The sequence below is a fragment of the Chlorogloeopsis sp. ULAP01 genome, assembly GCF_030381805.1.
Classification (GTDB): domain Bacteria; phylum Cyanobacteriota; class Cyanobacteriia; order Cyanobacteriales; family Nostocaceae; genus Chlorogloeopsis.
This window is the reverse complement of sequence record NZ_JAUDRH010000009.1, coordinates 276,026-298,208: the sequence shown is the minus strand read 5'-3', so window position 1 is coordinate 298,208 and position 22,183 is coordinate 276,026. Positions and strand designations below refer to the sequence as shown.

Below are 22,183 nucleotides of genomic sequence, written 5' to 3'. Positions count from 1 at the left end.
TTGGGAGGGGTTGAATATGAATCACTCAAAAAGTGAAATGGTATCACTACCCACTAACTACTGCACGGGCGGGTTTAGAAGATAAATTGTCGGTTTTAACCGTTCATATAATCAACGAAACCACTAACTAATAACTATTTTGTCAATTTTCAGGAAATCACTAACATATGCCAGAAGAACAAACACTACAACCTCCACAGCAACAAGCACAGCAACCGGGTATTGAATCAGAAATGACGCCAAAACCCAAAGCTGAAGATTCACAGTATCAAGGAAGTGGCAAATTAAAGAATAAAGTAGCATTAATAACTGGTGGAGATAGTGGTATTGGTCGTGCTGTAGCGATCGCTTTTGCTAAAGAAGGGGCAGAGATAGCGATCGCATACCTAAACGAACATGATGATGCCAAAGAAACTAAGCATTTAGTAGAAGCACAAGGGCGACGTGCAGTAACCATAGCCGGTGATATTGGCGATGAAACCTTTTGTCAGCAACTGGTGCAACAAACAGTCGATGAGTTTGGTAAGCTCGATATTCTTGTTAATAATGCTGCCGAACAACACCCGCAAGAAAGTATCGAAGATATTAGTAAAGAGCAATTAGAGCGGACTTTCCGTACTAATATTTTCTCAATGTTTTTCTTAACAAAAGCAGCGATGAAGTACCTCAAAGAAGGTAGCGCCATTATTAACACCACTTCAGTCACAGCTTATAAAGGTAGCCCACAACTACTTGACTACTCTTCCACAAAAGGAGCGATCGTTGCCTTTACTCGTTCCTTATCAGAGAGTTTAGTAGAAAAGGGAATTCGTGTGAATGCGGTAGCTCCAGGGCCAATTTGGACTCCTTTAATACCTGCTACTTTTCCAGAAGATAAAGTTGCAAATTTCGGCAAACAAGTTCCAATGCAACGAGCCGGACAACCAGAAGAAATTGCACCAAGTTATGTATTTTTAGCATCAGATGATGCTTCTTATATGTCTGGACAAGTGTTACATCCAAACGGTGGTGTAGTAGTTAACGGTTAGAAGAAGTTATCAGGGATGGGGGATTGGTCATTAGTCATTTGTTAGTGGATAGTGGTTAGTGGTTATTTATTTATTACTCCCCCTCTTCCCTGTCCCTATTCCCCAAAAATCTACCTTTATGCCTGATTTTCTTTGACTTTTTACCTTTCATTAGGTGGATGAGTATAAATGAGATAGTTGCTACTCTAACAGGGAAACCTAAGAGTTATAAGTACGGATATGTCATCTCAAACACCATTACACGGTAGAGAACTAGTAGACTGTGCAAGAGCAAACGCCAAGCAGGGAATTGAAACTGCTGCTCACCAATGTGGTTATGGTGATGATTTGAATACCTTTGCACGAGAACTGCGCAAAGCATGTGAACAAATGAATTTACAAGTAAAGGAACTCAGTGAACTGATCACCGACCAGGATATGATCTTGAATTTGGGTACTGGTGAAATCATTGCCCCAGATACAACATCAGAATTGTAAAGACTAAAAAGCACTCAATATATTATTTTCTTAACATTTTGGCTAAGACGTTGCCCGTTATCACTTGGGCATCATTATTTAAAACAGAGGGACGTAACTGTGGCACGTTGTAATCATCTAGTCCCCAACTCCACTGCATTGAGCCGGTTGCAAACACTGTCGCACCGGAGTCTGTAGTGTAAGCTGTTATATCTGCATATCGAATTCGACGTCCGTAACGATAGGGCGAATGGGCAACGCGAATTGTATTGACAGGAGCATTACCAAACATCCGATCAACTTCGTAGCCCAAAAGTCCTACTAAGCGCATTTCCTTTTGAGACTCTCGATAATTTAATCGCAACAATGCCTGATGATCGCTTCGTTCTAATTGTGTATTTGCAAGCAACCAATCCGGTGCTGTTTGCTTGAAAACTATATCAGCATTTACCTGAAATGTCTCATACATAACTCCAATCAAAGCATCTTCTGGAAAATTTACAGGCTTTCTTCGCCAGAGAGTTGTAATCAAGTAATCGTTTGTTGGATCTGTGTCTCTAGCATAGGGATCTAAAGCAACATTTTCTTTGTAAGCTACGATGGTGTGATTAATGCCTGAAGTTATTCGGCTAGGTTCAAAGCGAATTTGCCAATAACAGGTATTAGCAGAAAAAAAGCCGAGACTAACACCAGCATCTCTAGCTGCTTCAACATTTTGCCGCATTTGCCACGACCAATACTCATCATGTCCGACGGAAAGAAATGCTTTGTGCAACAATAGCATGGGTTTGCCAGTGTATGGATCTAGATGATTTTCGTGGGTATCAACGTCGGTGCTGTAGGTGACATCGTAGCCCTCTCGTTCCAGCCATCGCAGCATATTGTATTCCCAACCAGCACTAGAAGTTCTTCGTTTTGGTTGAAAATTGGTAAGAAATTCCCCAGCACCCACCCCATAGGCGGCAGCGCGATTCGGGCTGATGGCATAAGGACGATTGAAAGAAACTTTAGATGCTTGTTTGCCACGACTGTTCCAGCGATAAAGGGACATTCCACCCCAATTGTTATATGCCTGATAAGTCGTAACGCTCGATTGAAAAAGGATATCAGAAGGACGACTGTCATCGCGGACAACAAAAATAATGTAGCTTTGCTTGCCACTAATACTGGCAGTAAGTTTTGCTAAATAAATACCGCTTGCCCAAATGGTGGGATCGTTTTGAGAAGAGGAAATTTTTAATACGTATGGATCTAGCCAATCACATTCAATTAACCCAGTTGCTTTGTCTACGATTGGCGGTGGTTGCTTGACTGCTTTGCGTGCGATCGCAGGTGCCATTTGCCGCCCTCCAGCGCCCCCATACCATCCCATCCGGAAAATTTCTATAGTGTAGCTTGGCTCTTTTGTGTTGACAAAAAACTTGATTTTTTCACCGCGATTAACACTTGTAAGCGAAGCATAACCTTCTATTTCTTTTTGGGTAGCTGGATTAGTTAGCTGCCAATTAGTTGTGCCAGGTTTAATATTTTCAACAATGATAGGATTACTTTGCTGAATTTTAGGTATTTTGATATCTATAGCTTGGTTACTACTGGAGAAATTAATTAGAGTTAAGACTAGAATTAATAGTGCGGGTAATAGTACTTTGATGGCAATGCTTACTAAAATTTTAAATAACATTGAACCACATTCTTTTTTAACTCAAATTTTAAAACTTATAGTGTGATTTTTACCTGTAGCCGAAAATTAAATTAGAGATGACTTGACAAAAATAACGAAGTAAAATTCTATGATTGCGAACTTATATTCTTAGTATTACTCGCGCTAAATTGAAGTAAATTAAAACACCGACAACATCCACTGCTGTAGTAATAAAAGGTGCTGACATTAATGCTGGATCTAAGCGCAGTAAGCGGAATAAAAATGGTAAAGCAGAACCAGAAACAGAAGCTAACACAGAAATCGCTACGAGACTGCTGCCAACTGCTAAAGCTACTTCTAAATTCTTTTGTAGAAAGAAAGCCCATACAGTTGCGATTAAGCCTAACATTACTCCTAACAAAGCACCAGCCACAGCTTCTCTGCCAATCACGTGTAATGGGCCACCTAGAGCGCGAATTTCTTCAGTATTCATACCACGAATCACGACTGTGGAAGATTGAGCGCCTACATTACCACCTGTACCGACTAGCAAAGGGATAAAAGCTGCCAACACTACCACTTTTTCTAAAATATCTTCTTGTGACTTAATAATTGTTCCCGTCACAGTATTGGTGACAAGTAAGACAAGCAACCAGACAACCCGCTTGCGAGCAACTGTAAACAAATCTGACTCAAAATAGCTATCACCACCAGATTGAACACCACCACCAACAGCGTAAATATCCTCAGTGGTTTCCTCTTGAATAATGTCAATTACATCATCAACGGTAACAATTCCCACTAAACGCTGTTCTCTGTCTACTACAGGTACAGCAAGAAAATCGTATCTTTGAATTAATCTAGCTACTGTTTCTTGGTCTGTATCCGTGTGAACAAACACTACATCACGAGTCATGATATCGCCAATGGTTTGTTCCGGTTGAGATGTTACCAATTCACGCAAAGATACAATACCAGTCAAACGTCTAGCTGCATCTGTAGCGTAGAGATAGTAAATCATTTCACTGGCATTAGCTACGCGACGAATTCGCTCTAGGGTTTCAGCTACTGTAAAATTTTCTTTTAAAGAAATTAACTCCGGCGTCATAATTCTGCCGGCTGTGCCAGCTTCGTAACCTAAAAGTTGAGCTGTGGCTGTTCTTTCGGCTGGGCTTAGTTGTTCTAGAAGACGATTAACTACTTTGGCTGGTAATTCATCAAATAATCTAGCGCGATCATCCGGTGACATTTGATCGACAATATCGCGAACTTCCTGACTTCTAAGTTCTTCAATCAGTCGTTCTTGAATGCTGTAGTCAAGATATTCATAAACCTCGATCGCCTCATCTTTAGAAAGCAAGCGAAAAGCGATCGCGTGCATCGCTTCTGGCAAACCTTCAATCGCTTCGGCAATATCCACAGGCTGTACAGGCACCAAAATAGCTTTTGCTCCCCGCAAATCTCCGGCTTCCAGTAAACTTTGCAATTGCGCTCGCACTAAATCTCGCAATTCCCTGCGTGAGAAATCTTGGAGAGTAGAGGTTGTATTGTTTGGTGTTTGCATAACAGACTAACGAGGGTGATCGAAGAAAGGCAGAGGGCAGAGAGCAGCGCGCCCTTGCGGAGCCAGTGCGGTGAAGCAGCCCCCGTCTTGGCGGTTCCCGGCGTAGACGCAAAGCGGTGAGGGGGTCGCAGTCTTGGCGGTTCCCGTCACGATTGCGAACCCCTGAACCTGTTCGTCGAAGACGTTCCCGAAGGGTAAGGCTTCCCGTAAGGGTTGGGGGACTGCTGTACGCCCTTGGCGTTCCCTTTGGGTACCCGGAGGGTGACGGGTTCCCCGGCATAAAGGAGCCAGCGCGTTGCGCGGGTTAAGCGCGTTGTAGCGACTGGCGTCACCTGGCGTCGGGTTAAGCGCGTCGAGTGCGACTGCGGAGGGGCAGAAGGCAGAAGAAAAGAAAGTTTTTTATATGTTCCGGTGTATGCAGTTCATGGTAGTTACTTGATAATTTGCTCAAAAACTATAGAACAGAAGTAATTCTGTATTATTGCTGATCAGGTATTGAAGTTTAATAAGGTTACTGCCCCTAGTCTAGAGGAAAGCAGGATTGTGAGAGGATAGGCATATTCTTTTTCTTGAGGCTAGTACTACCATTTAGTATCAAATTTTTATCTTTTGCAGATTCAGTAGATTCAATTTGAATATTTTCAGGTTTAACAAAAAGCGTCAATCCCTCTGTCTCATCTCAGCCTAAATATTTCTATAAACTTTAAGTTATATATTCAGATTGAAGAAGTCTATTGACTTGTCAACCAGGCTTTGATACTCAACAATCAAGCTAAAATACTGATTAATGCACTTCTAATACTCGTGAGCGAGTTTCAAATACTCGTCAACGAGATTCTGATACTCTCTCATCAAGCTCAAATACTCGTCAACGAGATTCTGATGCTCTCTCATCAAGCTCAAATACTCGTCAACGAGATTCTGATACTCCCTCATCAAGCTCAAATACTCGTCAACAAGATTCTGATACTCCCTCATCAAGCTCAAATACTCGTCAACGAGATTCTGATGCTCTCTCATCAAGCTTAAACACTCGTTAGTGATTATTTAATTTTTCCTAGCACTCTAAGACAAATCCTGCAATTTACAATGGTTGCACCAAGAATTTGCTTTAAAGGACTTCCAGTTAAAAAAATGTCCAATTTGTAGGGTGCATTAGTGACGATAGTCCGTAACGCACGATTAACCCTCGAATTATGGTAGGTTACCCACTCTACATTTATTGGGTAATTTATTTTTTAGTAATTCTTAATCCCTGTTTATGGAGGATTTTGACAAAGTTTTTTCAAATCAGCGATCGCTACGTATAAATTCATCTACAAAAAGATAGCCTACACAGAAGATATTACAGGCTGTAATGGTGACAATTATCTATAGTGGATGAGGATAAATGTATGTTAAACAAGTTAGACTTACACTCTTCCTTACCAACCGTTCAGGAAATCGCCACGAATTTTCGCCTAGCAGGTTGGATTAACTTTGGTGTACAACTAGGACTGCTGGTAGTTTCAGGATTAATTGTACTGTTTGCGATCGCCGATCCCAATTTCAACCTCAAGGCTCAAGATGCCATGTCTGGGTTGGGTTTATTTTGTGGAGTAGGTGGACTTTTGGTACTTGGATTAAGCCTTTATTGGGATTGGAACTACATTCGTATTGGCAAAGATTTACAGAACCCAAATCCGGCATTACACCCCAAAAAAGCAGATGTGATTAGTCTTCTTTGGCGGGGATTGGCTCTAAATGCTGCTGGTATGATATTGACTTTATTCGGTGTTGAGGTAATTGTTGGGACTCTGGTAGCAAAATCACTGACTCAAGTACAAGGGATGGCTATTTATAACGCTAGTCAATTGATTGAGCCACTCGATATGTTTGTAGTGCAGGCAAATATTAATACAATCGTCGCTCAATTTGTGGGAATTATATCCTCAGCTTGGCTAATTAGTCGTATTAGCTATCATCCCCATTAGGTTTATATGACTCATATTTGATTTTTGAAATATGTATAGTGGCGTGGCAAGACTAATTTAGTGTATAAATTTTGTGGTGTGAACATCCTGCTTGCACCATAAAGAATTTATAGCATCATGTTATTCGTGTTAGTCCAGTAGGGTGTGTTAGCGAAGCGTAACGCACCTTCCAAAGTCTTTGCTACGTCAGGACAGAGTACAGACAGTAGAGACATAAAATTACCCTGACGGGAACCCCTGCGCCTGCGGTGTAAGTGTCTGGTACAAAATTTAATTGTTTTGTAATTAAGGTGAAATGATATTAGTAAGCAAACAGATTAAAACGGTGCGTTAACTTCGTATAACGCACCCTACAATTTTAAGAAACAATCTTTAATCCCTATTTTCAAGATAACTTTGTTAGCAGTCCTAAAAAGCGTTTGGTTTTTGGTGTCAACAACGTTCGACGATAAGCATCTGCGGCTTTTTTAATACCTTCTGCTTGAGTAGGATAAGGATGAATAACACTGCTAAGTTTGTTTAAACCTATCTTGTTAACAATTGCCGTGGTAACTTCCGAAATCATCTCACCCGCATGACGAGCAACAATCGTCGCACCCAAAATTTCATCCGATCCTTTTTTATGGAGGATTTTGACAAAACCTTCCTCTTCACCATCAGCGATCGCGCGATCAACAGCACTAAAATTAATCTTGATCATATTAACTTCAATACCTTTTTGCTGGGCTTGATGTTCGTACATCCCTACATGGGCAATTTCTGGATCGGTATACGTTACCCAAGGCATTACTAAAGTACTAAGTTTATACCGTCCCAAACCAAAAGGAGAAAACAGTGTATTTTTAATGACAATTCGCGCTGCCGCATCAGCAGCATGGGTAAATTTCCAATCCATACAGATGTCGCCAGCAGCAAAAATCTTAGGGTTTGTGGTTTGCAAGTAATCATTCACCTTTACACCCTTGCGTCGATCATATTCCACCCCAACAGCTTCTAAATTCAAACCTTCTACATTTGGCACGCGCCCCGCACCCGCTAAAATTTCATCTACTGTGAGTGAATCTTCTTTGCCATTGCAGCTAAAGTAAAGCGTCTTGCCATCGCTAGTCTTTTCTACTCGCTGCATTTGACAATTGAGTACCAAGCGAATTTTTTCTTTGAGAAAGACATTTTGGAGAATTTCAGCAGCGTCAGCATCCTCTTTATTGAGAATATGAGAACCGCGATGAAAAAGTATTACCTCACAACCCAAACGCCGGAAAGCTTGCGCCAACTCGCAACCTATCGCTCCCCCGCCAATCACTGCAAGACGTTGTGGGCGTTGGATAAGAGAAAATACTGTTTCATTCGTAAGATAACCAGCTTCTTCAATTCCTGGAATAGAAAGACGCGCTGCCCTAGCACCAGTAGCAATCACAGCTTTTTTAAAGCTAAGAGTCTTATCGCCAACTTCTACAATATTACTGCCCGCAAACTTAGCGCTCCCCAAAAAAACATCTACACCCAGCTTTTGAAAACGTTCCGCCGAGTCGTGATGGCTAATACCAGATCGAAGTCGCCGCATCCGCTCCATCACAGCAGGAAAATCCACGTCAACGAATTGGGGAACATTAACTCCTAAGTTTTTGGCGTTCCAAATTTCACCCACTACCCGCGAAGAGCGAATTACGCACTTTGATGGCACACAACCAACATTCAAGCAATCTCCACCCATGAGGTGCTTTTCTATTAGTGCTACTTTCAAACCCAAACCCAAACCCGCAGCACCTGCCGCCACTACTAATCCTGCGGTACCAGCACCAATTACCACTAAGTCATAACAATCAGCAGGTTTAGGATTAACCCAGTTTGGTGGATGTACGTAAGAAACCAGTTTCTGGTTATACTCATCTACTGGGCGAACAATCACTCTCTGAAATTCAGAATTGGACATTAGTAGCTCCCTGGTTGTTAGTAGGTAGAGACGCGAAATTACGTCTGTACATTTTAGTAGGGGAGGCAGCGCGCCCTTGCGGGTTAAGCGCGTCGAGTGCGACTGCCGTGCGGGTTTAGAAGATAATCTTTCGGTTACTACTGACAATTTATCTTCTAAACCCGCCCCTACACTAGTTAGTAGTCTCCATTAACCATTAACCTCTTGTTCTAAAGCTTTGCGAGCAACACGAGTAACATAAATCGTTACGGCAACTGTTGCAATAAAACCAATAATCCGAATTGCCCATTGAACGGTGGGGTTGGTTGGTTGAGCCTCTGTGCCAATCATGGCAAGATTCCCAGCGAGGGAACCAATATAAACATACATGATCGTTCCGGGTATCATGCCTATAGAACCAATAAAGTAGTCTTTAAGCGAAACACCTGTGATACCAAAGGCGTAGTTTAATAAATTGAAAGGAAATACGGGCGATAGTCGTGTCAACAGAACAATTTTGAATCCTTCTCTGCCGACAGCGCGATCAATAGCGGCAAATTTTTTGTTATCTGCGATTTTCTTGGCAACCCATCCTCTAGCCAAATAGCGCCCGACAAGAAAAGCGGCGGTAGCACCTAAAGTTGCACCAATGAAAACATAAACAGAACCCCAAACCACGCCAAACACCACGCCAGCACCCAAGGTAAGAATTGAGCCTGGTAAGAAAGCAACAGTAGCGATGATATAAAGAGCGATGAAAGCGATCGCTCCCACTGCACCCAAACTTTCAATCCATTCTAAGGCGTTTCGCAACCATTCTTGAGGATTAAATCCTTGTGTATTGGCAGATTGCTGTGCTAAAGCAGGATCTGTATTCAACAACAAAGCAATAGCAAATGCAAGTAATGGCAAGAAACTCAATTTTAAAATATTCGGCAATTCTTGGGAAGGAAATTGATATTTGATGAGTTGATTTTTCATGACTTGTAGTTATGGAAAATTTTAATTAATAATTTGCTTTTAATAATTGATAACTATATAAAATAACCACACCAGGCGCAGAGAACGCAGAAGAATAAAAAAGAGAGAGGCAGACAGATACTAGTCTGTTTCTTCTACAACTGTCATACTTTCTTTTAAAGCTTTTTGAGCTATTTTGGTTATGTATACACTTAGGGCAATAGTGGCAATTAATCCGATCGCTTGCATTATCCATTGCCCTATTTGAGTTTGTGGTGTAGTTGGCTGATGAGGTGTATTAATCATTGCTAAGTTACCAGCAACAGAACCAATATAAACGTACATTACAGTACCCGGAACCATGCCAATGGAACCCAAGATATAGTCTTTGAGCGAAACCTGCGTAATTCCGAATGCATAATTTAACAAGTTAAACGGAAACAGAGGAGACAGACGCGTCAAAAGTACAATTTTGAATCCTTCTGTAGCAACCGCCCGATCAATAGCTTTAAATTTCGGATGTTTCTCAAGCTGTTGGCACACCCAATCTCGTGATAGATAACGCCCAACTAAAAACGCAAACGTGGCTCCCAAAGTTGCAGCAATTAAAACGTATACAGATCCCCAAACTAAACCAAACAGGCAACCTCCTTTCAACGTTAGTAGGGAGCCAGGTATAAAAAGTAATGTAGCTAGGTTATAGATAACGATAAAGGCGATCGGTGCTAAGGTATCTAGACTTTGAACCCACAAGATAGATGTCTGCAAAATTCCCTGAAGATTAAATTGTTTAGCACAAATCACCAGGGCGGCAACCACAAAGAATAAGAGTACAAGTTTAAGCTTGGGTGTGAGAAGACGTTTATGTTTTTGGTGCATGGGATTAGGGACTAGAGACTAGGGACTAGGGGCTAGGAGACAAGAAAGCACCAGGGGCAGGGAACACCAGGAGAACAACCAACCACTAACTACTAACCACTGTATGGGAGGGTTTAGAAGATAAATGATCAGTTTGAACGGCAAGATTATCCATAAAACCCGCACGCCAGGTGCTACAAGGCGCCTAAACCGTAAGGGCGCACTGGCTCCCCTACTAACAAATGACAAATGACCAATGACTGAACTTAAGATTACTCTGCTTAAATTAAAAGCGGCTTAAAACTCCTTAAGTTTTTCCTGATGATACCAATGACGAATTCGCTCAGGAGAAACTCCGAGAAAATAAGCAATAATCACTATTTGATTCATCAGAGTTGTTTGCCAAACCCCTTTTTGTAACCAACGACGTGCTGAAGTAATAACTGGCACTGCAATAAATGTGATTTTGCCTAATTTCCTTAAACGTCGCATTAATTCAAAGTCTTCCATAATAGCTAATTCAGGAAAACCATCCATTATGTCAAAAATTTCCTTAGTTAAAAAAATTGCTTGATCGCCGTAGGGCATTTGCCAAAAACGCGATCGCACATTCACGCCCCATTCCACCAACCGCAAACTTGCCAATTCTGCATCAATCCGTAAAGCAAAGGCTCCAGCTACAACTCCGGGTTTTTCTAGTGCTTTGCGAAGCATGACATCAAAATCAGAAGGTAAACGAGTATCGGCATGGAGAAATAACAAAATCTCTCCACTTGCCACTGAAGCTCCTGTGTTCATTTGACAAGCACGCCCAAGATTAGATGTAATGACTGTCGCACCCCAAGACTTGGCAATTTCTACTGTGTCATCTTTTGAACCACCATCAACTAGAATCACTTCCACACCTGTACTTGGTTGGGTGCTGGCTAGGGTAGCTTTAATATTTTCCGCTTCATTTAGAGCCGGAATAATAATAGAAATTTTAGCTGTACCAAGATTTTGACTCATAATTTTCGACAACTAATTCCTTAAAGGTGACGCAAGTTATTTGTTTGGCTCATCTGAACCAACAGGAAAAATTGCTACGTCAGGGTAATGAGATATATTATTCGATTTGTCAACAAAAGTATGATAGTGTTCCTTGTTATGGATGACTGATTCGGAGAAATGAAAACTTTTAAGGAATATTGCTTGTGTCTTTTTGATAAAGACATGATGCCGACAGCACTAAAAGTTTCTGTAGTAGTTGGTTCTATTCTGTTTATAATCAATCACGGATCAGCACTTGTGAAAGAGCGTATGGATCGCGAACGCTGGATTTCTGCTGCTTTGACTTACGTAGTTCCTTATTTGGTTAATATTCATGGTCAGTATATAAGTCGCTCTAAGCAAGGTTGATTATCCATCCTTTGTATTTCTTAAAAAATTTTCGCTCTCGATTTAAAATATCTTTTACTCGAATTGTGCAATTACTCCTTTTTGGTTGATAAATCAACGTGTAAATTGATTGAGTAGAATTCACTAAAATAATCAAAAAATCAGGAGATACTTCGATGTCATCAACGGAGGTGCTTAACTCAAAAACTCTTAAAACATTAGAAGCACATCTGCGTAGACTGGTAGGAAAAGCAATTCACGATTACAAAATGATTGAGGATGGCGATCGCATCATGGTTTGCCTCTCAGGTGGTAAAGATTCCTACACCATGCTCGACTTTTTGCTAACTCTCCAGCGAAAAGCTCCCGTAAAATTTGATCTTGTTGCTGTGAACTTGGATCAAAAACAGCCAGGCTTTCCAGAACAAGTACTGCCAGAATATTTAGCATCTTTGCGTGTGCCTTACCGGATCGTTGAAGAAGATACTTATAGCACTGTTAAAAGTATTATCCCTGAAGGCAAGACAATGTGCAGTCTATGTTCGCGCTTGCGCCGGGGCATTCTCTATCGTATAGCAAATGAAGAAGGTGCGACTAAAATTGCTCTCGGTCATCATCGAGATGATATTGTAGAAACTCTGTTTTTGAATATGTTTTATACAGGCACGCTCAAAGCCATGCCACCCAAGCTCAAAAGCGATGATGGGCAAAATATAATTATTCGCCCACTTGCCTATTGCTCAGAAAACGATATTGAGCGTTATGCCCAGATGCGGCAATTTCCCATCATTCCCTGTAATCTTTGCGGCTCTCAGGAAAACTTGCAGCGATCGCAAATCAAACAAATGCTACAGGCTTGGGAAAAAGAAAATCCAGGCAGAATTGATAGTCTGTTTCGTAGCCTTCAGAATGTTTGTGTATCTCATCTTGCCGATACTCAATTATTCGATTTTGCCAGCCTGAGTTCTCAACAAATTGCTCACTAAGCGTGATGGGGAGAGCTAGTATCAGAATTAAGGCTCGGAAATAGGGATTATGAAACGGATAATTTTAAGTGTTTTTCTTCTCATGTGCTTGCTAGGTTGGTTGTTCAATCTGATTACTCTTCCTGTGTTTGCACAAGATAACACGGTTAATTACACACTCGCGGACTTACGAAATCGAGATTTTTCTAATAAAGATTTACACGGAACATCCTTTGCAGGTGCAGAAATGCAGGGGGCAAATTTTCAAGGAGCAAATCTGAGCGGCACAATTCTCACCAAGGGTTCATTTCTCAATGCTGATTTAGCTGGTGCGAATCTCTCAGAAGCATTTGCCGATCGCGTCATTTTTAATGAAGCCGATTTAACCAACGCCATTTTTACTGATGCCTTGCTCACCAGCAGTCGCTTCTATAATGCTGCAATTACAGGGGCAGATTTTTCTGATGCCCTGCTCGATCCCTATGAAGTAAAACAGATGTGCGATCGCGCTGATGGAGTTAACCCCGTTACAGGTGTGCCAACCCGCGAAAGCTTGGGATGTCGTTGAATTGTCGAAATCTATTAGGGCGATCACATCAGTTACCACATCAGCTGAATATTACGCGCACTCAAACCAAATTTACCCTTGACTAGTTCAAATTTCACAGCTGTACCAGATTTAATCGTGCGATATCCTTCACCAGGTATAGCAGTAAAGTTGAAAAACACATCATCACCCTTTTCTGTGGTGATGAAACCATTACCCGTTTGTAAATCAAAATCACGAACTACACCCTGCTCCACAGGTAGTCCATTTGCACCCAAAGGTGGTACGCCATTTGCCCATTCTTGCTGGGGAATGCGAATTTGTTTTACCTCTGGAGTGTTGTACGCTTCGTAGCGGTAATTCGACAAAGTTTCCATAATGGCGCGTAAATCACGCCTGAGTTCTTCAACTGTTGGTCTTCCCACAAAAAACCAACCGTTATATATTTTGTAAATAGACAAGTCAGGTCTTAGCACAAAAGTGTAAGGTTGGGCGCGATAAGCGTACTCACCTTCCGTCTGATCGAGAATGTTGATTTGTTTAATAATTTCCCGTTGTTCATCTGATAAAAAAGTCCATTGTGCTCCCAAGCCAGCGCGAAAAGCGGCTTGAACAATAGGCGGATCTGCACTCACACAAATTAATTGGCAATAGTTCACCCTCAATTCGTCTTGGAATTGGACAAACTCTCGCATTTGCTGTTGATCGCGCGGGCAAAAAAAGCCTCGATAAAATACCAAAATCAATGGGTAACCATCGAGGAATCCTAAATGTTGATCTAGTAAACCAGGTTTTGTGAATTGGGATAGTTGCGTTTGTTCGTTGCGATGATTTGGCAGTGTAAAGTCAGGGAATTTTTCGCCTATTCGTAGATTAGTTGTCATGAGGATGCCTCGCCAGTCAGCTTATGAGTTATTAAGCCATGCCAAGATGAGATTTGACTGAGATGATAAATGCCTCATAGCATAATTTACTTGAAAGCGATCGCACTCCCACCACCCCATTCGGAAAATTTATAGTTCTTATTGCTACTACTGACGCTGAAACATTAAAATTATTTCCGTAGATTACAAATCCTTTAAGCCTTGATATGAAAGTTATTTGGAAGGGGTGCAGCATAGTTTTACAGGTGTTGGCAACAGTAGCTTTTACTACTCCAGTTCTCGCAGAAATTGTAAATATTAACCTACTACAACTCAATGACATCTACGAAATCACTCCTGTGGAGGGAGGAACTCGCGGCGGTTTGGCACGTGTTGCCACCTTACGCAAACAACTTTACAAGGAAAATCCCCGCACCTATACTTTGTTAGCTGGAGACGCCTTGAGTCCTTCGGCTTTAGGAACTGCCAAAATTAATGGTATACCCCTGGCAGGGCAGCAAATAGTAGCAGTGATGAATGCCTTGGGATTTGACTACGCGACTTTTGGCAATCATGAGTTTGATTTGCCCGAACACCTATTCTACCAACGATTAAAAGAATCTCGCTTTCACTGGTTTTCTGGTAACGTCTCAGACAATAACGGGCAGCCTTTTAAGGGTGTTCCCCGCTCAATAGTATTTAATGTCAAAGGCGATCACGGTACTTGGGTAAGGGTAGGGTTAATTGGTGTAACCGTTGATAGTAATAAGGCTAAGTATGTTAGTTACACCGATCCAATTGAAGCTGCCAAACAACAGGTGCGATCGCTCAAGGGTAAAGTTGATATCCTAGTTGCTGTTACCCATTTGTCAATCGAGCAAGATCGTAAATTAGCAGAAACAATACCGGAAATAGATATTATACTCGGCGGTCACGAGCATGAAAACATCCAACAGTGGCGAGGGCGAGATTTTACGCCGATTTTTAAAGCCGATGCCAATGCCCGTACTGTCTACGTTCACCAGTTAAGCTACGACACTATCAAAAAAAACCTCCAGATTAACTCGCGTTTGGTGCCAATAACGGAGAAAATTCCCGAAGATTCCAAGATTGCAAAGGTAGTTAAGCAATGGGTGGAACGGGGTTATCAGGCATTTCGCGCCAGTGGATTTGAGCCGGAGCAGGTAATTGCGAATGTGCCAATTGCTTTAGATGGTTTAGAATCTAGCGTTCGCAATGAATCTACAAACTTAACAGAATTAATTGCTGAGGCGATGTTGAAGGAAGTAAAAGACGCAGATTTAGCAGTATACAATAGCGGTTCAATTCGGATTGATGATGTAATCCCAGCAGGGCCAGTTACCCAGTATGATGTGATTCGGATACTGCCTTTTGGGGGCAAAATAGTAGCGGTGGAGATGAACGGCGCATTGTTGCAAAGAGTATTAGAGCAAGGACAAGCCAATAAAGGCACTGGTGGTTATCTGCAAACAGCAAAAGTTCGTAAAGACTCTAGTTTAGGCAACTGGCTAGTTAACAATCAACCTCTCAACCCCAACCAGACTTACAAAGTTGCTATCAATGACTTCTTAATCAGTGGTAAAGAACAAGGATTAGATCTCTTAAATCTTCAACAACCAGGCATTAAATTGATAGCAGAAAAACGGGATATTCGTTTTGCAGTCATTGAGCAAATTAAAAGTCAAGCAGCTGCTAGCAAGATTTTAAAATAAAACCAATCACAACAAACTAAAAATACAGATCTCCGACTTCCGAAAGAAGTCGGGGATCTTATAATTTGGGTGTTCTACTGATTAGTAATAGGACTTACACAGCAGTAAAGAAAAACGTAGACGCGAAGCGACTTCCCGGAGGGTACCACAAAGAACACGTTAGACGCGCAGCGGCTACTTTCAGAAGCCACTTCGTGTCTACCCGTAAGGGTAGGACACAAAGCAATAAGAGTTTGAGAGAGTTTTTGTGTAATTCCTAAATAAGTAAAACGCGAGTTGAAAAGCTCGCGTTCTTGCAAAAGTTGATTTTAATGCAGTATCTATTTACCGAAGGCTTTTTTTAGCCCGTATGCAGCTAATCCTACAACTGCGCCAGCAGCAACAACCAAAGCCGTACCAATAGCAACAGCTGTTCCACCTACTGCTAAACCCATGCCTCCTACTACTGCTGCAACTCCTGCACCTGTTACTGCACCTGCTGCTGCGTATCCTGCTGCTTCAGCACCATCATTGTTATTACTCATTTGTAATTCTTGAACGCTACTGAATCAATTGTCTGTAAGGTTCAGATTATTCTCCAAACGTATTATTTCTGTTTAAATTATGAAGCTTGCTTAAACCTGCATTCCTCATCTTACATCTATCACAAATGGTATATTCAGGTTTATGTTAAAAATAATATTTTTGACAAAAAAATAAAGACTTTAGTCTATTTTAATAGACTTTAATTATTAGCCAGGAACTATAAGTTCCTGGCTAAATTCCTCAAATCAACAACCGCGCCAAACTCGGCAATGCTTCACCGTAAGTAGGGTGGATATGCACAGACTCCTCAAGTAATTGCCAATTTGCTCCAACTTCCATTAAAGATAAAAACACGTGAACTAATTCAGCCGTTTCATATCCTACTAAAGTTGCACCAAGAATTTTATTATTATCATCATCTACAACCATACGATAAAATCCCAAGTCGTGTCCCCACTCAATGGCACGGGCAATTTGAGACATTGGCAAAGTTACAGCACGAGCATTAAAGCCTTTTTTCTTCGCTGCTTCTAAAGTTAAACCCACACGCCCAACTTGCGGTTCTGTATATATTGCATAACCCAAAACTCTATCATCTCGCGAGCGATTTTCACCTTTGAAAATTCCTTTGAGGCGACGATAATCTTCCCAAGCAACGTGAGTAAATGCAGGTTGCTTTGCCACATCACCAATCGCATACACACCAGACGATGTTGTCTGGAATTTACTATCAACTTTGATATAATCTTGTTTATCTAACTCAATTCCACCTGCTTGAGTATTGAGAGCTTTAGTATTAGGCTTGCGTCCAGTAGTAACCAACAATGCTTCACCTTGTAATTCCTCACCATTGCTAAGAATAAGAGTGAAGATATTATCAGTGTAATTAACTTGAACAACATTGACATTAAAATGCAGTTTCATACCATCTTGTTTCAATGCTTCAGTTAATACTTCGCTAACATCCGCTTCTTCTTGAGCTAGAACGCGATCGCCCCGCACAATCAAATGTACTTCACTACCCAAACGTGCTAATCCCTGCCCCAATTCTAAGCCGATATAACCTGCGCCCATCACTAAAGTGCGGGGCGGTAATTCTCGCAGTTCAAAGAAATTTAAGTTAGTAATATAAGGCGTACCAGCCAAACCAGGAATATCTGGTATGAAGGGAGATGTTCCAGTATTCATCACCACTAAAGGTGCTTGTAAACTGACGCCATCACCTGTGACAGTGCGTTCTGCAATGAAAGATGCTTCGGCTTTGATGACTTTAACACCAGCATTTTCTAAACGTCTTCCTACACCGCCATTGAAACTATTGCGAATTCCGCGCACGCGTTCCATCACAGCAGGAAAATCAACCTTAATTTGCGTATGGATGCCTAATTTTTCTGCTTGTCTTGCCCTACCTACGGCGTGTGCTGCTGCTAAAAAAGCTTTGGAAGGAGTGCAACCATAATTAACACAACTCCCACCCAATGCTCCTCGTTCAAATAATACAACGTTTTTGCCTTCTTTAGCTAAATCTATTGCCAAGGGAACGCCACCTTGACCGCTACCAATGATAATTGCATCTGCTGTTTCCATAAGTCATACCATTTTGGATTTTAGATTTTGGATTTTGGATTGTAACAAGACAGATGCCAATTTTAAGAGAGCAGACAGGAAAAACTTTTTAACTCATATTTTACATCTGTACTCTTGTCCGCCAAGAAATAAATTTCAAGGGCTTTAAGCTAAAGTCTGCTCAAGCAGACTAGTTAAGATTTTCAGTCAGTTTAAACTGACTTGAACTATAAGCCTGGAAACTTCAGTTCCAGGCGTTTCTTCTGCCATCTGCCTTCTACATAGCAATAGATTTAACCTGACTTTTTGTCATTTCTCCAGGTTGATTTTCTCCGCTATATTCTCCTACCTGTTGGATGAGTTTTGCTATTAAACCAGTCCATCCTGTTTGATGACTTGCGCCAATTCCTGCCCCATTATCTCCATGAAAATATTCATTAAAAAGAATTAAATCATGCCAATGTGGATCTGCTTGAAATTTTTGCATTCCACCAAAAACAGGACGATTGCCAGCTTCATTATTTATGAAAATTTTGATGAGTCTTTGTGATAATTCACAAGCTACTTCCCAGAGATTTATATATTTACCTGAACCAGTGGGACATTCCACTTTAAAATCATCTCCCAGGTAATGATATAATTTTTGCAGTGACTCAATAATCAGATAATTTACTGGAAACCAAATTGGGCCACGCCAATTAGAATTACCACCAAATAAACCGCTATTAGATTCTGCTGGTTCGTAATCTACTCGATATTCAGAATTGTTAGCATGAAAAACATAAGGATTATCAGCATGATATTTGGAAACTGAACGAATCCCATACTCTGATAAAAATTCTGTTTCATCCAGCATTTTTTGCAGAATACACCGCAATTTATCACGGTTGACTATTGCCAGTAATCTTCTGGCACCTACACCCCTCGTTTCCATACAAGCGACATTTTGACGCAATTTAGGGCGATTTGTAATAAACCACTCCAGACGAGTTTTAAAATTAGGAAGTGCTGCTAAGGTATCTGGTTCTAAAGTTTCTACAGCAAAAAGTGGAATCAATCCCACCAGTGAACGTACTTTTAAAGTTAAATTATGGTTGTTAGGTAAATGTAGAACATCATAATAAAAACCATCTTTTTCGTCCCATAGTTCTGTACCTTCATCACCAATGTGATTCATCGCATCAGCAATATAAAGAAAATGCTCAAAAAACTTTGTGGCAATATCTTCATAATTGGAATTTGATTGAGCAAGCTCTAGAGCGATCGCCAACATATTTAAACAGTACATCCCCATCCAACTTGTACCATCAGATTGGTCAATATGTCCTCCTGTTGGAAGCTCTTTACTCCGATCAAAAACTCCAATATTATCTAAACCTAAAAAACCTCCTTGAAAGACGTTCTTACCTTCCACATCTTTGCGATTTACCCACCAAGTAAAGTTAAGCAATAACTTCTGAAATACTCTTTCCAGAAAATGTTTATCTGCCCGCCCATACATTTTTTGCTCGATTTTATAAACGCGCCATGCAGCCCATGCATGCACGGGTGGGTTAACATCACTAAAAGCCCATTCATAAGCAGGAATTTGTCCGTTAGGATGCATATACCATTCCCGTGTTAATAAAATTAATTGCTCCTTGGCAAAGTCAGGATCGATCATTGCTAAGGGAATGGTGTGGAAGGCTAAATCCCAGGCGCAGTAATAGGGATACTCCCACTTGTCGGGCATGGAAAGAATATCTTCGTTATTGAGGTGAATCCATTCGTTATTTCTGCCGTGTTTGCGTTCTATTGGTGGGAATGGCTCTGCCAGATCGCCATTTATCCATTCGTCGATAGTAAATTGATAATATTGCTTACTCCACAACATTCCAGCAAAAGCTTGTCGCTGCACTGTTCGCATATCTTCTGGTAGCGAAAAAGGAGTGATGCGCTGATAAAATTCGTCGGCTTCGCATTGGCGAGTGGCAAAGATATTGTTAAATTCATCTCCAAAAGGCGTCAAACAAAGTTCATTAGTTAGGCGTAATTGAACTATTTTTGTTTCCCCCGCACCAACATTTAATATATAATGTGCAGCCGCTTTCGTTCCAATTTGATTTGGATTTACGGCTGCTTTTTGTTCATGTACTATATAATCATTAATTCCATCTTTGACATAGTGAGATGTATTGCTAACACCAAATAATTTTTCATAATTCGTTTCATTTTCTGTAAATAAAATTTCCGTAGCTTTTTGACAGTATAGCCATCTTTTACCTAAGTTAGAGTGAAAAGCTTCTATTGTAGATATGTCAGAGCTTACTTCTTTTAGAGATGGTTTATCTTGTTTCCCATTCCAAGTCCAAGTATTTCTAAACCAAAGGGTAGGTAAAAGATGGAGTGTTTTTGCTTCTTGTCCCCGGTTGATAACACTAATTTGAATGAGAATATCATCGGTTGAATTTTTGGCGTATTCAATGAAAATATCAAAGTAACGGTCTTCATTAAAAATGCCAGTATCTAACAGTTCATATTCTAGTTCTCGGCGACTGCGACGACGATTTTCTTCTATTAGTTGAGAATAGGGAAATGCTCTGTGGGGATATTTATACAGACATTTCATATAAGAATGGGTAGGGGTGTTGTCTAGATAAAAGTAATACTCTTTAACGTCTTCCCCATGATTGCCTTCATTGCCTGTTAAACCAAACAAGCGTTCTTTGAGAATAGAGTCTTCACCATTCCAAAGCGCGATCGCAAAACACAGCTGCTGATTGCCATCGGAAATACCAGCAATACCATCCTCACCCCAGCGATAAGCACGCGATCGCGCCTGCTCGTGCGGAAAATAATCCCAAGCTGAACCTGTGGCACTGTAATCTTCCCTAACTGTACCCCACTGGCGGTCGCTTAAATATGTCCCCCAGCGCTTCCAATGCACTTGGCGATCGCGTGCTTCCTGTAACCTTTTTTCTTCTGCTGTTAAGCTGGGCATAATTAATATTTTCCTGAAAAATCTGATTAGCTATCTTAAGTATTTGTTATGCATCCTAATTAGAAATGATAGTTTGATTAAAAATAGATGAGTTCGTAATAAACAATTAATGATATAAATCATTCAGGAATAATTCAGCAAATATATAGTAGATTGGTTCAAATTAAAAATTTTAGATGTAATATTTTTTAATAAAAATATGAACAATAAATTAAGTTTTATTAATTATTGTCTACAGTTTTTATGGAAATTTGCGAGCCAACACAACACCAAAATTTTATTGACTGTTATTTGTTTACCAATACTGCTCGTCTTTATTTCCTCAGCAGTAGGTGCAAAACAGCCCAGCAATGATTTAGGTTTGTGGCAAGTTTATCAGCGATCGCTTCAGCAAGCTAAGTATGTTGACTTAACCCATACCATTACTCCACAAATTCCTGTTTGGGTGGGGTTTGGCTCGTCTACGTTTGCACCTAGCATTAATCCCAAAACTGGCAAGCCATACACTTATAAAGCAGATGGTTTTGAAGCAACACACTACGATTTATCTACCGATCAGTTAGGAACTCAGCTAGATCCACCTGCCCATTGGGCTGCCAACTATCCAGCAATTGATGAGTTACCTGCTACCTATACAATTCGACCGTTAGTAGTAATTCCAATTCAGGACAAGGTAAATAAAAATCCAGGTTATCACTTGAGCGTAGCAGATATCTTAGAGTGGGAAAAGAAATATGGTAAGATTCCCAGTGGCTCAGTTGTATTTGTACGCTCCGATTGGTCTAAGGAATGGCCAAACCCAGAACTAGCTAAAAGAAAACAATTTCCTGGCGTCAAGCTTGAGGCTCTCAAGTTTTTGCATCTGCAACGGCAGATTCTATTTCACGGACATGAGCCACTAGACACTGATACTACACCCAATCTAGAAGGAGAAGCTTGGCTGCTGCACAACGGTTATGCTCAAGCAGAAGGCGTTGCTAATTTAGATCAAGTACCAGAAGTAGGGGCGCTCTTGGCAATAGGCTATCCAAAATTCCAAGGCGGTACTGGAGGCTACGCCCGCTATATTGCTATTTGTCCGCCGAATTGGAAATATGGCGTATCGATAAATCAGATTCCAGAGGCTCCTTTACCAAAAGCTGCAAAGCCACTACATTGGGATGAGAAGTTGGGGGTGCGAGTACGGTGAGATTCAGAAGGCAGCTATGCTGGAGGTAGAGGGCAGAAGGGAGCC

General features: G+C 41.0%; 19 protein-coding genes. 9 read left to right on the top strand and 10 right to left on the bottom strand.

The genetic code is table 11. From position 1 onward, the window contains the following. The first annotated feature begins 167 nt into the window (after window positions 1-167). Together QUB80_RS19690 and QUB80_RS19685 are read left to right on the top strand one after the other, a co-directional pair. Window positions 168-1,028, top strand: a complete 861-nt coding sequence (locus tag QUB80_RS19690) for an SDR family oxidoreductase (protein WP_289791204.1) — start codon at window positions 168-170, stop codon at window positions 1,026-1,028. A gap of 219 nt (window positions 1,029-1,247) precedes the next feature. Next, window positions 1,248-1,505: a hypothetical protein gene (locus QUB80_RS19685; RefSeq protein ID WP_289791203.1), complete on the top strand. Its 258-nt coding sequence runs from the start codon at window positions 1,248-1,250 to the stop codon at window positions 1,503-1,505. Window positions 1,506-1,527: 22 nt separating this feature from the next. Here QUB80_RS19685 and QUB80_RS19680 read toward each other — a convergent pair whose 3' ends face one another. Both QUB80_RS19680 and mgtE read right to left on the bottom strand, forming a co-directional pair. Next, complete coding sequence (locus tag QUB80_RS19680) at window positions 1,528-3,165, bottom strand: N,N-dimethylformamidase beta subunit family domain-containing protein (RefSeq protein WP_289791202.1); 1,638 nt, start codon at window positions 3,163-3,165, stop codon at window positions 1,528-1,530. 121 nt (window positions 3,166-3,286) lie between these two features. Then, window positions 3,287-4,690, bottom strand: coding sequence for a magnesium transporter (mgtE, locus tag QUB80_RS19675; RefSeq protein WP_289791201.1), 1,404 nt, complete (start codon window positions 4,688-4,690; stop codon window positions 3,287-3,289). A gap of 804 nt (window positions 4,691-5,494) precedes the next feature. Here mgtE and QUB80_RS19670 point away from each other — a divergent pair. Next, on the top strand, window positions 5,495-5,719 hold the full coding sequence (locus tag QUB80_RS19670) for a hypothetical protein (protein WP_289791200.1): 225 nt from the start codon (window positions 5,495-5,497) through the stop codon (window positions 5,717-5,719). A 365-nt stretch (window positions 5,720-6,084) separates the two neighbouring features. Then, window positions 6,085-6,663, top strand: a complete 579-nt coding sequence (locus QUB80_RS19665) for a DUF3611 family protein (protein WP_289791199.1) — start codon at window positions 6,085-6,087, stop codon at window positions 6,661-6,663. A 385-nt stretch (window positions 6,664-7,048) separates the two neighbouring features. Here QUB80_RS19665 and QUB80_RS19660 read toward each other — a convergent pair whose 3' ends face one another. From QUB80_RS19660 to QUB80_RS19645, 4 genes are all read right to left on the bottom strand, one after another. Then, window positions 7,049-8,596: a mercuric reductase gene (locus QUB80_RS19660; RefSeq protein WP_289791198.1), complete on the bottom strand. Its 1,548-nt coding sequence runs from the start codon at window positions 8,594-8,596 to the stop codon at window positions 7,049-7,051. A 189-nt stretch (window positions 8,597-8,785) separates the two neighbouring features. Continuing rightward, the gene (locus QUB80_RS19655) at window positions 8,786-9,556 is read right to left on the bottom strand and encodes a TVP38/TMEM64 family protein (RefSeq protein ID WP_289791197.1); all 771 of its coding nucleotides are present in this window, start codon (window positions 9,554-9,556) and stop codon (window positions 8,786-8,788) included. Window positions 9,557-9,676: 120 nt separating this feature from the next. Further along, window positions 9,677-10,414, bottom strand: a complete 738-nt coding sequence (locus tag QUB80_RS19650; RefSeq protein ID WP_289791196.1) for a TVP38/TMEM64 family protein — start codon at window positions 10,412-10,414, stop codon at window positions 9,677-9,679. Between the two features lie 276 nt (window positions 10,415-10,690). Further along, a complete protein-coding gene (locus QUB80_RS19645) occupies window positions 10,691-11,401 on the bottom strand; it encodes a TIGR04283 family arsenosugar biosynthesis glycosyltransferase (RefSeq protein ID WP_289791195.1) in 711 nt (236 codons plus the stop codon). A 159-nt stretch (window positions 11,402-11,560) separates the two neighbouring features. Between QUB80_RS19645 and nrtS the strand changes: the two genes are divergently transcribed. The 3 genes from nrtS to QUB80_RS19630 all read left to right on the top strand — a co-directional run bounded on the left by nrtS (window position 11,561) and on the right by QUB80_RS19630 (window position 13,303). Further along, entirely contained in the window at window positions 11,561-11,791 is a 231-nt protein-coding gene (gene nrtS / locus QUB80_RS19640; protein ID WP_289791194.1) for a nitrate/nitrite transporter NrtS, read from the top strand. Window positions 11,792-11,946: 155 nt separating this feature from the next. Then, a complete protein-coding gene (gene ttcA, locus QUB80_RS19635; protein ID WP_289791193.1) occupies window positions 11,947-12,756 on the top strand; it encodes a tRNA 2-thiocytidine(32) synthetase TtcA in 810 nt (269 codons plus the stop codon). Between the two features lie 49 nt (window positions 12,757-12,805). After that, window positions 12,806-13,303 (top strand): pentapeptide repeat-containing protein, encoded by a 498-nt coding sequence (locus QUB80_RS19630; RefSeq protein WP_289791192.1) that lies wholly within the window; start codon window positions 12,806-12,808, stop codon window positions 13,301-13,303. Between the two features lie 32 nt (window positions 13,304-13,335). Here QUB80_RS19630 and QUB80_RS35270 read toward each other — a convergent pair whose 3' ends face one another. Further along, window positions 13,336-14,166 carry a redoxin domain-containing protein gene (locus QUB80_RS35270; protein ID WP_289791191.1) on the bottom strand — a complete coding sequence of 277 codons (831 nt, stop codon included), beginning with the start codon at window positions 14,164-14,166 and terminating at the stop codon, window positions 13,336-13,338. A gap of 206 nt (window positions 14,167-14,372) precedes the next feature. Here QUB80_RS35270 and QUB80_RS19620 point away from each other — a divergent pair, with 206 nt between their 5' ends. Continuing rightward, window positions 14,373-15,878, top strand: coding sequence for a bifunctional metallophosphatase/5'-nucleotidase (locus QUB80_RS19620; protein ID WP_289791190.1), 1,506 nt, complete (start codon window positions 14,373-14,375; stop codon window positions 15,876-15,878). Window positions 15,879-16,198: 320 nt separating this feature from the next. On the opposite strand, the gene QUB80_RS19615 is transcribed toward QUB80_RS19620, so the two are convergent. The 3 genes from QUB80_RS19615 to QUB80_RS19605 all read right to left on the bottom strand — a co-directional run bounded on the left by QUB80_RS19615 (window position 16,199) and on the right by QUB80_RS19605 (window position 20,949). Beyond that, window positions 16,199-16,402: a hypothetical protein gene (locus QUB80_RS19615; RefSeq protein ID WP_289791189.1), complete on the bottom strand. Its 204-nt coding sequence runs from the start codon at window positions 16,400-16,402 to the stop codon at window positions 16,199-16,201. A 241-nt stretch (window positions 16,403-16,643) separates the two neighbouring features. Then, window positions 16,644-17,990: a dihydrolipoyl dehydrogenase family protein gene (locus QUB80_RS19610; RefSeq protein ID WP_289791188.1), complete on the bottom strand. Its 1,347-nt coding sequence runs from the start codon at window positions 17,988-17,990 to the stop codon at window positions 16,644-16,646. A gap of 256 nt (window positions 17,991-18,246) precedes the next feature. Further along, window positions 18,247-20,949 (bottom strand): MGH1-like glycoside hydrolase domain-containing protein, encoded by a 2,703-nt coding sequence (locus QUB80_RS19605; RefSeq protein WP_289791187.1) that lies wholly within the window; start codon window positions 20,947-20,949, stop codon window positions 18,247-18,249. Between the two features lie 280 nt (window positions 20,950-21,229). Here QUB80_RS19605 and QUB80_RS19600 point away from each other — a divergent pair, with 280 nt between their 5' ends. Continuing rightward, complete coding sequence (locus QUB80_RS19600; RefSeq protein WP_289791186.1) at window positions 21,230-22,138, top strand: cyclase family protein; 909 nt, start codon at window positions 21,230-21,232, stop codon at window positions 22,136-22,138. The last annotated feature ends 45 nt before the right edge of the window (window positions 22,139-22,183 follow it).